This window comes from Cellulomonas sp. IC4_254 (genome assembly GCF_011603975.1).
Taxonomy (GTDB): domain Bacteria; phylum Actinomycetota; class Actinomycetes; order Actinomycetales; family Cellulomonadaceae; genus Cellulomonas.
In genome coordinates, this window is record NZ_JAANNB010000121.1 from 1 (window position 1) to 12321 (window position 12321).

A 12321-nucleotide genomic window follows, 5' to 3' on the forward strand; every position below is an offset into this window, starting at 1 on the left:
CGCCGAAAACGACAGATCGTGCACGTGAGCGGCCTGCGCACCCCGGGCGGCACCCGGGGCGGCACCCCGTGCGCGACCCGCCCGCGGCGCCCCGCACGCGGCCCCAAGAGCGCCCGGGTGCACCCCGTCCCGAGACCGCGCCGTGACCCGCCTGTGACCTTGCCGACCGTTTGTGCTCCCGAACCGACAGTCTTTCGACGCCCCGGTCCCCGGCCCCCGCCGTGCTGGTCGACTGGCGCCGCGACCGCAGGACGAGGACGTCGAGTCAGGGGTCGCGATCGGTTCTCCCCGTGCGCTGTGTCGCACACGGGGACGCCGGCACCGCCCGACGAGGGAGCGGCACCGGCGGCGCGCGAGCAGAGCCGCGAGATGACAAGGAAGGTCGATGAAGACAACCATCACGGTGCGACGGCGCAACGGCGGGTACGTCAAGGGTGCGGCGGCGGTGGCAGGTCTCGCCCTGTTCGCCCTCACGGCGTGCTCCCCCTCCTCGTCGGACGAGGACACCCAGGCGGGCGACTCCTTCACCAGCCGGGAGGTGACCGACGGCAAGACCGAGTTCGTCGTCGTCACGAACCCCGGCGACGGACCGGTGCTGTCCTACGGCGCGGACAGCGGCGTCGAGCTCCTCACCGAGGAGATCGACGGCAAGGAGTACGCCTTCAAGGACATGAACGGCAACGGCGAGCTCGACGTGTGGGAGGACTGGCGCGAGGCGTCGGCCGACCGCGCGGCGGACCTGGCGCAGCACCTGTCCAAGGAGCAGATCGCCGGCCTCATGCTGTTCAGCTCGCACGAGCGCTCCCCGGCGGACGGCCTGACGGACGCGCAGGAGGAGTACATGGCGGAGTCGCGGCTCCGCAACGTGCTCAACGCGGGCCCGAACGACGTCGAGGCGAACGTCACGTGGTCGAACCAGCTGCAGGCGTACGCCGAGGAGCTGGCGACCGAGGACGAGCCCTACGTCCCCGTGAACTTCTCCTCCGACCCGCGGTCCACCGCGGAGAGCGGCGGCAACTACAACGCCTCCGGCGACATCTCGCGCTGGCCGTCGAACCTCGGCCTGGCGGCGACGTTCGACACCGAGACGATGACGACCTTCGCGCAGGCGGTGTCCGCCGAGTACCGCGCGCTGGGCATCGGCACGGCGCTCAGCCCGCAGATCGACCTGGCGACCGAGCCGCGCTGGCTGCGGGTCGACGGCACGTTCGGCGAGAACGTCGAGCTGGCCTCGGCGATGGCCACGGCGTACGTCGACGGCTTCCAGTCGACGCCGGGCGAGGACGGCTGGGGCGACGAGTCGGTCAACGCGATGATCAAGCACTGGGCCGGAGACGGCCCGGGCGAGGGCGGGCGCGAGTCGCACACCGAGGCCGGCAAGTACGGCGTCTACCCGGGCGACAACTTCGACGCGCACGCCGAGGTGTTCCTGGGGGCGATGGACTCCGCCGCGGTCATGACGGCGTACTCGATCGCGCTGGGCCCCGACGGCCAGCCGCTCGGCGGCGGGGACCGCATGGGCAGCGCGTACGACTCGTACCGCACGGGCCTGCTCCGGGAGAACTTCACCGGCGTGGTCGTCACCGACTGGGGCGTCACCGCGGGCGGGACCACCGACCCCGACGCGCTGATCGGCACCTCCTGGGGCGCCGACGACCTGACGGTCGAGGAGCGGCACTACGCGATCCTCAAGAACGGCGTCGACATGTTCGGCGGCAACAACGCGGTCGAGCCCGTGCTCGCGGCGTACGACCTGTGGCAGGCGGACTTCGAGGCCGGCGTGAACGAGGTCGACGCGCAGACCCGGTTCGAGGAGTCGGGCACCCGGATCCTCACCATGCTGTTCCAGCCGGGCCTGTACGAGAACACCTACCTCGACCTCGACGAGTCGAAGGACGTCGTCGCGAGCGAGGACAAGCTGGACGCCGGCTACCAGGCGCAGCTCGACTCCGTCGTGATGCTGAAGAACGACGCCGACACCATCGCCGCCGCCGAGGCGGGGGACTGGGCCGACAAGACGGTCTACATCCCGCGCAACTACGACACCGGCCAGGCCGGCCTGTTCGGCCCGGGCGAGTACACCGAGGGCCCCGGCCTGACGGTCGAGGTCGCCGAGCAGTACTTCGAGAAGGTCGTCACCGACGAGGCCGTCGAGGACGCGGACGGCAAGGTCACGAGCTACACCGCTCCCGACCTGTCCGACGTGGACCTGGTGCTCGTGGGCATGGACAGCCCGAGCAGCGGCGCCGTGTTCGCCAACTCCGGCCACGACGAGACCACCGGCGAGTGGTACCCGCTGTCGCTGCAGTACCGCCCCTACACGGCCGACGGCCCGCACGTCCGCCAGGTCTCCCTCTCGGGCGACCTCCTGGCCGACGGTACGCAGGAGAACCGCTCGTACTTCGGCAAGACGTCGCGCACCTCGAACGAGTCGGACCTCGACGCGTTCGAGCGGGCCGTGGCCGCCGTCGAGGCGTCCGGCAAGGACATCCCGGTCGTCACCGTCCTGCGGGCGAAGAACCCGACCGTCCCGGCCGAGTTCGAGGCGAAGTCGGACGCGATCCTCGTCGGCTTCGGCGTCAGCGACCAGGCGCTCATCGAGACCGTGATCGGTCTCAACGAGCCGCAGGGCCGCCTGCCGATCGGCTTCCCGGCGTCCATGGACGCGGTGGAGGCCCAGCTGGAGGACGTCCAGGAGGACACCGAGCCGTACGTGGACGCGGCCGGCAACTCCTACGAGTTCGGCTTCGGCCTGAACTACGCGGGCCCGATCGAGGGCTGACGCACCCACCGCCGCGCGGGCGGCCGGCAGCACGCCGGCCGCCCGCCCCGGCGGACCCGCCGCGAGGCGGACCCGGTCGCGGGGTGGGCCCGTGACCAGCACTCACCAAGGAGCACAGAAGTGAAGCGCAACAAGGCCCTGACCTCCGCCCTCGGCGTCGTGGTCGCCCTCACCGGCGTCTTCGGCCTCACCGCCTGCGGCAGCGACGACAGCGGCAGCGGCGGCTCGTCCGCCGGCGAGCAGGCGGCGTCGGAGTCCGACATCGCGGAGGACCTGGAGAACGCCCGCACCGCCGTCGCCGACGCGCTCGCCGAGGACGACTCCTGGGCCCAGATCATGCTCGCGAGCGACGTCACGGCCCCGACGGTCAAGTACGGCCTGCTCGTGGTGCCCTACACCTACTCGGAGGCGGCGTCCCGCATCCAGGGGACCGTCAACATCGAGGACGGCAAGTACACGATCGACGGCGACTCCGCCGAGACCGGCCAGACCTGGCAGATCGACCAGGACGGGACCATCACCGAGGTCACGGAGTAGCCCGTCCACCCGTCCGCCGCCCGGCCCCGAGAGGGCCGGGCGGCGGGCCGGGCCCGCGGCCCGTGACAGTCCGTGCCGCGAAACCGACTGATCGTGCTGCCGCGCCGGACGGCCCCGATCGGCACACCTAGCCTGATCGCCGGTCAGCACTCGAGGAGGAATGCAGTGAACGCCAGGGCGAAGAACGCCGATCGCGCGAAGAGGCCGATGTCGAACAAGAAGTACCTGTCGATCTGGGTGCCGGTGCTCGCGCTGGTCACCGCGATCGCGGTGGTCGCGAACGTGGCGCTCGTCGTCGCCGGCGGCTGGGTCGCCTCCCAGCTGGGCTCGGGCACGTACGAGTTCACGAACGCCGAGGAGTCGGCCGACTGGGACACCGACTACTACAGCGCGGACTTCGACAGCATCGACGACGTCGACGCCGCCGCGAAGGAGCTCGTCGAGGAGATCTCCGGCGCGGGCGTCGTCCTGGCGAAGAACGAGGGCGCAGCCCTCCCGCTCGCCGCGGGCGCGAGCGTGACCATGCTCGGCCGCGCGGCCGCGGACCCCGTGTTCGGCGGCTCCGGCTCCGGCTCGGTGGACACCAACTCGGCCGTGAACGCGCGCCAGGGCCTGGAGAACGCCGGGTTCACCGTGAACGACGCCGTGTACGGCGCGATCGAGGCGTACGCCGCCGAGAACCCGCGCGGCTTCATCGAGATGGACCGCCCCGACATCTCCACCTACTTCATCGGCGAGATGCCGGTCGACGGCTACGAGGCGCAGTCCGCGTCGTTCGCCGACTACGGGGACGCCGCGGTGGTCTACATCGGCCGCCCCGGCGGCGAGGGCGGCGACCTGACCCGCGACATGTCCGACTGGGACGACAACGCGGAGCCGGGGCAGCACCAGCTCGAGCTGAACAAGGACGAGAAGGACCTGGTCGAGCTCGCCAAGGCGAACTTCGACACCGTGGTGATCGTCGTGAACTCCTCGACCACGATCGAGATGGGCTCGCTGCAGGCGGACACCGGGGTCGACGCGATCCTGCTCGCCGGCTCCCCGGGCGCCACCGGCCTGAACGCCGTCGGCCGCATCCTGTCCGGCGACATCAACCCGTCCGGCCGCACCGCCGACCTGTGGGCCGCGGACTTCACCGCCGACCCGACCTTCCAGAACTTCGGCGGCTACCTCTACGACAACCTGTCGGTCTCGTACCCGGTGTCGGCGGTCGAGACCGCCACGTCGAACGCGACCGTCACCGACGAGGCGCCGTTCGTGAACTACGCCGAGGGCATCTACGTCGGCTACCGGTACTACGAGACCGCCGCGGCCGAGGGCTTCCTCGACTACGACGAGGCCGTCGTGTACCCGTTCGGCTACGGCCTGAGCTACACCGACTTCACCTGGGCCGTCACCGACACCCAGGCCGGCGCGGTCGACGGCACGATCGCCGTGACCGTCGAGGTGACCAACGCCGGCGCCGTCGCGGGCAAGGACGTCGTCGAGCTGTACTACACCGCCCCGTACACGCCGGGCGGCATCGAGAAGTCCGAGGTCGTCCTCGGCGACTTCGCCAAGACCGGCGTCATCGAGCCGGGGGCGAGCGAGTCGGTGACCCTCGAGCTCCCGGTCGAGGACATGGCGTCCTACGACCACCTGGGCGAGCAGGCCTACGTCCTCGAGGCCGGTGACTACGCGATCTCGGTCCGCACCGACTCGCACACCGTCGCCGCGGGCACCGAGCCGATCACCTACACCGTCGACTCCGACGTCGTGTACTCCGGCGAGAACCACCGCTCCACCGACCTCGCCGAGGTCACCAACCAGTTCGACGACGTCTCGGCGCAGTTCAGCACCGAGCCGGAGGACGGCAAGGTCCTGTCGATGTCCCGCGCGGACTTCGCCGGCACCTTCCCGACCGCGCCGACCGGCGACCAGCTGGTCGCGAGCGACGCCGTGGCCGAGGGCTTCGCCGCCTGGGACTACGACGCCGCCGCGGACGCCTTCGAGGGCGACATGCCCACGACCGGCGCGAGCACCGAGCTGTCGCTCATCGACCTGCGCGGTCTGCCGAAGGACGACCCGCAGTGGGACGAGCTCCTCGACTCGCTGAGCGTCGGCGACATGACCGACATGCTGCTGAACGGCGCCTACCAGACCGCCGCGATCGGCTCGATCGGCAAGCCGCAGACCACCGAGCCCGACGGCCCGGCCGGTTTCTCCTCCTTCATCAACTCGTCGATCAACGGCGTGGCCTACCCGTCCGAGTTCCTCATCGCGCAGACGTGGGACGTGGACCTGGGCCGCGCGATGGGCCAGATGCTCGGCAACGAGGCGATGTTCAAGGACATCAACGGCTGGTACGCCCCGGCGGCCAACCTGCACCGCTCGCCGTTCGCGGGGCGCAACTTCGAGTACTACTCGGAGGACCCGTTCCTGTCCGGCCTCATGATGACTTCGGTCGCCAACGGCGCGGCGGAGAAGGGCGTCTACACCACGCTCAAGCACTTCGCGCTGAACGACCAGGAGACCAACCGGGTCAACAACGGCATCGCCACCTGGGCGACCGAGCAGACGATCCGCGAGCTCTACCTCAAGCCGTTCGAGATGGCCGTCAAGAACATCTCGATGGAGGTCCCGTACCTCGCCGACGACGAGGGCACGATCGAGACGACCACGGTCGGCTCCACCGCGGTGATGAGCTCGTTCAACCGGATCGGCGCCACCTGGGCCGGCGGCTCCGAGGCGCTCATGACGGACGTGCTGCGCGGGGAGTGGGGCTTCGAGGGCTTCGCCATCTCGGACTTCAACCTGTACCCGTACATGAACCCGAACCAGGGCATCAGCGCGGGCACGGACCTGACGCTCACCTTCCAGCCGTCGAAGTCCTTCGGGGACACCTCCTCGGCGAAGGCGGTCACGGACATCCGGAACGCGACCCACCACATCCTGTTCGCGGTCGCGAACTCCAACGCGATGAACGGGCTGGCCCCGGGCGCCACCGTGTCGTACACGCCGCCCACCTGGGTCTACATCCAGATCGGCGCGTCGATCCTGGTCGGCCTCCTCGTGGTGGCCGGTGCGCTGATGGTGACCCGGCGCGTGCTCCGGCACCGGAAGGCCGCCGCCCAGCCGGCGACGCCCGCGGGCGACGCCGAGCCGGTCTCCGCGGGGCACTGACCCGCTGAGCCGCCCCGCCGGGCCGGCAGTGCCCACCACTGCCGGCCCGGCGGCCGGGGCGCCACGCCCGCACCCGAACCACCGCCACGCCGCACGACCGCCGAGGACGTCATGACCGAGAACCTGACCCTGCTGGAGAAGGCCGCCCTGCTCACCGGCAAGACGGTCTGGGAGACCTACGACCTGCCGCGGCACGGGGTGCGCTCGCTCTGGCTGGCGGACGGCCCGCACGGCGTGCGCAAGCAGACCGGCGCCGCGGACCACCTCGGCATCGCCGAGTCGCAGCCGGCCACCTGCTTCCCGACGGCCGCCGCGGTCGCGAACACCTGGGACCCCGAGCTGGCCGAGGAGGTCGGGCGGGCGCTCGGCGCCGAGGCCGCCGCCCAGGACGTCGACGTGCTGCTGGGCCCGGGCCTGAACATCAAGCGCTCCCCGCTGGGCGGGCGCAACTTCGAGTACTTCTCCGAGGACCCGCTGCTGGCCGGGCGGATGGCCGCCGGGTACGTGCGCGGCATCCAGTCCGCCGGCGTGGCCGCCTGCCCCAAGCACTACGCCGCGAACTCCCAGGAGCTGCGCCGGATGGCGTCGGACTCCGTGGTCGACGAGCGGACGCTGCGCGAGATCTACCTGACCGCGTTCGGCATCGTCGTCACCGAGGCGGCGCCGCGGACGATCATGTCCTCCTACAACCTGGTCAACGGCACCTACGCCCACGAGGACCCGTTCCTGCTCGGCACCGTGCTGCGCGACGAGTGGGGCTTCGACGGGGCGGTGATCTCCGACTGGGGCGGCTCGAACGACATCGTGGCCGCCGCGGCCGCGGGCGGCACGCTCGAGATGCCGGCGGCGGGGCTGGACTCCGCGCGGCAGCTGGTCGCGGCCGTCGAGTCCGGCGCGCTGGCCGAGGCCGACCTCGACGCCCGCGCCGCGGAGGTGCTGCGCCTGGTGGCGGACGCCCGCGAGCCCGGGACGGCGCCCGCCGTCGACGACGCCGCGCACCACGCGCTGGCCCGCCGGGTCGCCGCCCGGTCCGCGGTGCTGCTGAAGAACGAGGACGCGCTGCTGCCGCTGGCGGCCGGGACCCGGGTGGCCGTGATCGGCGACTTCGCCCGCACCCCGCGCTACCAGGGCGCCGGCTCCTCGGCCGTGAACCCGACCCGGCTGGACTCGGTCCTGGACGTGATCGGGTCCTCGGGGCTGGAGATGACCGCGTTCGCGCCCGGCTTCCGGCGCAACGGCACCCCCGACGCCGCGCTGCGCGCCGAGGCCGTCGAGGCGGCCCTCGGCGCCGACGTCGCCCTGCTGTTCCTCGGCCTGGACGAGATCGCCGAGTCCGAGGGCCTGGACCGCTCCACCCTGGCCCTGCACGCCGCGCAGACCGAGCTGCTCGCGGCCGTGCACGCCGCCAACCCGCGCACCGTCGTGGTGCTGTCCGCCGGCGGCGTCGTGGAGATGCCGTGGCTCGGCTCCGCGCAGGCGCTGGTGCACGGCTACCTGGCCGGCCAGGCCGGGGCAGGCGGCCTGCTCGACGTGCTGACCGGCGCGGTCGACCCGTCCGGGCGCCTGGCCGAGACCGTGCCGGTGCGGCTGTCCGACACCCCGACGGCGGACACGTTCCCGGGGCAGCAGCGGACCGCCGAGTACCGCGAGGGCCTGTTCGTCGGGTACCGGTACTACACGACCGCGGGCGTCCCGGTGACGTTCCCGTTCGGGTTCGGGCTGTCGTACACGACGTTCGCGTACTCCGGGCTGACCGCGACCGCCGACGCGGCCACGGTGACCGTGACCAACACCGGCGCCGTCGGCGGCTCGGACGTCGTGCAGGTCTACGTCCGGCGCGAGACGCCCGGCGTGCACCGGCCCGACCGCACGCTCGCCGGGTTCGCCCGGGTCGAGCTCGGGCCGGGGGAGTCGGCCACCGTCACCGTCCCGCTCGGCGACCCGGCGTTCCGGCACTTCGACGTCGGCACGGGCACCTGGCAGGTCGAGCAGGGCACCTGGACGGTGCTCGCCGGCGCGCACGTCGCGGACCTGCCCGAGAAGGCCACCGTCGAGGTCGCCGGGACCGTACCGCCGGTGGCGGAGGACCCCGCACCCGTCCGGTACCGCACCGGCGACGTCCGGCACGTGCCCGACGCCGACTTCGCCGCCCTGCTCGGCCGGCCCGTCCCGCCCGCGACGTGGTCCGGGCCGCTCGGCGTCAACGACGCGCTCGGCCGGATGCAGACCGCGCGCTCCCCGCTGGCCCGGCTCGCCTACCGGGTGCTCGCGCTGCTGCGCGACCGCGCCGACCGGAAGGGCAAGCCCGACCTCAACATCCTGTTCCTGCTCAACATGCCGTTCCGCGCCATCTCGAAGATGACCAACGGCATGGTCAGCGCCGAGATGGTGGACGGCATCGTCCGCATCGTCAACGGCCACTTCTTCGCCGGCGCCGGCGCCACGATCCGCGGGTTCGTCCGCAACCGCCGCGCCAACCGCACCACCGCGCGCCAGCTGCGCGGCGACGCCTGACCTCGGAAGAGAGACCCGCTCGCATGTTCACCCGCATCAAGGACGCCTGGGGCCGGTTCGCCACCAGGCGGCCGGGCGTCGCCCAGTTCGTCGTGTTCCTCGTGCTGAGCAACGGCATCACCGTGCTCCAGCTCGCGCTGATGCCGCTCATCAAGTGGGTCTTCGGCATGACCGCGCTGGTCGACACCGCGTTCCAGGTGTGGCCGGTCGGGTCCAACCCCGACGGCTCGCAGTACTTCGTCTTCGACTACGCCGCCGGGCCCCTGCCGGGCGGCGGCGGCGGGCTGGCATACTTCCTGGCCGTGCAGATCACCCTGCTGATCGCGCAGGTGATCAACTTCTTCGCCCAGCGCAGCATCACCTTCAAGTCGAACTCCTCGGTGGCGAAGGCGGCGACCTGGTACGCCATCGCCTACGTCATCATCACCATCGCCGCGGCCGCGCTGCAGGGCCTGTACAAGGCGCCGATCTACGACCTGTTCATCGACACCTGGGGCCTGGGCGGCACGGGCGAGACGCTGGCCGACTTCGTCACCATGATCATCAACGCGGCGATCTCGTTCTGGGTGTTCTTCCCGATCTTCAAGGTCATCTTCAAGCAGGTGCCCGAGGAGGCAGCCCCGGCCGCCGCCGCGGACGCCACGGGGGTGCGCTCGGCGTGAGCACCCCTGTCCTGACCGTCGTCGTCCCCGCGTACAACGCGGAGCCGTACCTCGCGCGCGCCCTCGACTCCCTCGTGGGGGCCGACGGCGTGGAGGTGCTGGTCGTGGACGACGGCTCGACGGACGGGACCGCGGCGCTCGCCCGGCGGTACGAGGCCGCGCACCCCGGCACCGTGCGGCTGATCTCCAAGCCGAACGGCGGCCACGGGTCGGCGATCAACGCCGGGCTCGCCGCGGCCCGCGGGGCGTACCTCAAGGTCGTGGACGCGGACGACTGGGTGGACCGGCCCGCGCTGGCGTCGGTGCTCGCGACGCTGCGCGGGTTCCTCGACTCCGGCCGGCCGGTCGACCTGCTGGTGTCGAACTTCGTCTACGAGAAGGTCGGCAAGCGCACCAAGACCGTCGTGCGGTACCAGGGCGCGCTGCCCGCGGGCCGGGTGCTGGGCTGGGGGCAGACCCGGCGGTTCGCCAAGCGGCAGTACCTGATGATGCACGCGCTGACGTACCGGACGCAGGTGCTGCGCGACGCCGGGCTGGTGCTCCCCGAGCACACGTTCTACGTCGACAACCTGTACGCGCTGGTGCCGCTCGCGCACGTCTCCACCCTGTACTACCTGGACGTCGACCTGTACCGGTACTTCATCGGGCGGTCGGACCAGTCGGTGCAGGAGGCCGTGATGATCCGGCGCCTCGACCAGCAGCTGCGGGTCAACCGGCTGATGCTCGAGCACCTGTCGCGGGTGCGGGTCGCCGACCGGCGGCTGCGCGCGTACCGGCTGCACTACGTCGAGATCATCTGCGCGGTGTCCTCGATCCTGCTGATCCGCGCCGGCACCCGCGGGCACCTCGCGGAGAAGGACCGGCTGTGGTCCGAGCTCCGGGCGCAGGACCCGTGGCTCTACCGCAAGGTGCGCTGGTCGGTGCTCGGGCAGATCTCGAACCTGCCGGGCCCGGCGGGCCGCCGCGTCTCGGTGCTGGCGTACCGGGTGGCGCAGCGGGCCATCGGCTTCAGCTGACCCCACCGGCGCGGCCCCACCGGTCGCGGGCGGCCCGCAGCAGGGCGGCCACCTCGTCGTCGGGCGGCGGGGCGAAGTCGGCGTACTCCAGCCCGACCGCGTGGAACCGGGACGGGATCCGCAGGCACACCAGCGCGTCGGCCGTCGCGGTCAGCACCGCCGCGGTGTCCGGCGGGCACACCGGCAGCGCCACGACCACCCGGCCCGCCCCGCTCCGGCGCAGCGCGGCCAGCGCCGCGCGCACCGTCGACCCGGTCGCGGCGCCGTCGTCCACGACGACGACCGTCCGGCCCGTCACCGGCACCGCGGGCAGGTCGCGCCGGAACGCGGCCTCCCGCCGGCGCAGCTCCGCGAGCTCGGTCGCGCGCACAGACTCCCGCACCGCGGCGGGCACCCGGGCCGCCCGCAGCACCGGCTCGTGCCACACCTCCACGACCTCGCCGCCCAGCCCGGCGAGCGCACCCATCGCGAGCTCCGGCTGCTGCGGCAGGCCGAGCTTGCGCACCACCAGCACGTCCAGCGGGGCGCCGAGCGCGCCGGCGACCGGGACGGCGACGGGCACGCCGCCGCGGGGGAGCGCGAGCACGACGACGCCGGACCGTCCCGCCGAGGCCGCGAGCCGCCCCGCGAGCGCGGCACCCGCCTGCGCCCGGTCCGCGAACCGCTCGGCACCCATGGTCCTCCCGACGCTCCGCGCAGGTGTCAGCGCTGCATGACCGAGCCGCACGTGAGGTCCAGGATCGCGCCGGTGATCGCCCCCGCGCGCCCGGACGCCGCGAACGCCGCCGCGTCCGCCACCTGCTGCAGCGTCGGCATCCGGCCCAGCGCGGTGCCGTCGGTCATGAACCGCTCCGCCTCCCGGGCGGCCGGGGTGCGCTCGCCCCAGGTCTCGGGCAGCGCGTCGGGGCGCAGGCACACCACCCGGACCCCGTGCCGGCCGACCTCGCCCGCCAGCGACCGGGTCAGCTCCTCGACCGCCGCGCACGCCACCCCGAACCCGCCGGTCGCGTGGAACCGCCGGTCCCGGCCCGCCAGCGCCGCCGCCGAGGTCGACAGCGTGAGGATCGTCCCGGAGCCGGCCTCGGTCATCCGCCGCGCGGCCGCGGTGGCCGTGCAGAACTGGGAGCGCAGCCCGGTCATCGCGGGCAGCAGGAAGTCGTCGACGGGCATCTCGCGCAGCGGGGTGCCCTGCAGGTCGCCGCGCAGGCTGGTCGCGTTCAGGCTGACGTCGAGCCGGCCGTGCTCCGCGACCACCGCCCCGACGTGCGCGTCCACCGCCTCCGGGTCGGCGGCGTCGACCACCGCGACCTCCGTCCGGCCGCCGGCCGCGCGGATGTCGTCGGCCACGGCGTCGAGCGGGTCCCGCCGCCGCCCGACGAGCACCACGTGCGCGCCCTCGCGGGCGAAGGTCCGGGCGGCCGCACCCCCGACCGCGCCGGCGGCCCCGTAGACGACCGCGATCCTGTCCTCGAGCAGCATGCCGACCCCCGGCGCGACGGGCGGGACCGCTCCGCTGCGCCCCCGCTGCGCGCCAGTCTCGCACCCCCGCGCACCCCCGCCGAGATGGCAACTCTCGGCTGTGCGGAGCGGGTCGTGCGCAGCCGAGAGCTGCCATCTCGGCGATGCCCGACCGCGGCGTCAGGGGAGC

The 12321-nt window shown here is 72.9% G+C and carries 8 protein-coding genes; 6 read left to right on the forward strand and 2 right to left on the reverse strand.

The window, feature by feature from the left end:
- The first annotated feature begins 385 nt into the window (after positions 1–385).
- From G6556_RS12430 to G6556_RS12455, 6 genes are all read left to right on the forward strand, one after another.
- Positions 386–2782 carry a glycoside hydrolase family 3 N-terminal domain-containing protein gene (locus G6556_RS12430; RefSeq protein WP_166941751.1) on the forward strand — a complete coding sequence of 799 codons (2397 nt, stop codon included), beginning with the start codon at positions 386–388 and terminating at the stop codon, positions 2780–2782.
- A 120-nt stretch (positions 2783–2902) separates the two neighbouring features.
- Positions 2903–3319 carry a hypothetical protein gene (locus tag G6556_RS12435; protein WP_166941753.1) on the forward strand — a complete coding sequence of 139 codons (417 nt, stop codon included), beginning with the start codon at positions 2903–2905 and terminating at the stop codon, positions 3317–3319.
- Between the two features lie 165 nt (positions 3320–3484).
- The gene (locus G6556_RS12440; RefSeq protein ID WP_346774867.1) at positions 3485–6481 is read left to right on the forward strand and encodes a glycoside hydrolase family 3 C-terminal domain-containing protein; all 2997 of its coding nucleotides are present in this window, start codon (positions 3485–3487) and stop codon (positions 6479–6481) included.
- A gap of 111 nt (positions 6482–6592) precedes the next feature.
- Positions 6593–8995 carry a glycoside hydrolase family 3 C-terminal domain-containing protein gene (locus G6556_RS12445; protein WP_166941755.1) on the forward strand — a complete coding sequence of 801 codons (2403 nt, stop codon included), beginning with the start codon at positions 6593–6595 and terminating at the stop codon, positions 8993–8995.
- Positions 8996–9018: 23 nt separating this feature from the next.
- Entirely contained in the window at positions 9019–9657 is a 639-nt protein-coding gene (locus G6556_RS12450; protein WP_166941757.1) for a hypothetical protein, read from the forward strand.
- Complete coding sequence (locus G6556_RS12455) at positions 9654–10673, forward strand: glycosyltransferase family 2 protein (RefSeq protein WP_166941759.1); 1020 nt, start codon at positions 9654–9656, stop codon at positions 10671–10673. Before G6556_RS12450 ends, G6556_RS12455 begins: the two co-directional genes overlap by 4 nt.
- On the opposite strand, the gene G6556_RS12460 is transcribed toward G6556_RS12455, so the two are convergent.
- Positions 10666–11349 carry a phosphoribosyltransferase family protein gene (locus G6556_RS12460; RefSeq protein WP_166941761.1) on the reverse strand — a complete coding sequence of 228 codons (684 nt, stop codon included), beginning with the start codon at positions 11347–11349 and terminating at the stop codon, positions 10666–10668. The genes G6556_RS12455 and G6556_RS12460 overlap by 8 nt on opposite strands.
- A 26-nt stretch (positions 11350–11375) precedes the next feature.
- On the reverse strand, positions 11376–12152 hold the full coding sequence (locus tag G6556_RS12465; RefSeq protein WP_166941763.1) for an SDR family oxidoreductase: 777 nt from the start codon (positions 12150–12152) through the stop codon (positions 11376–11378).
- Positions 12153–12321: the final 169 nt, after the last annotated feature.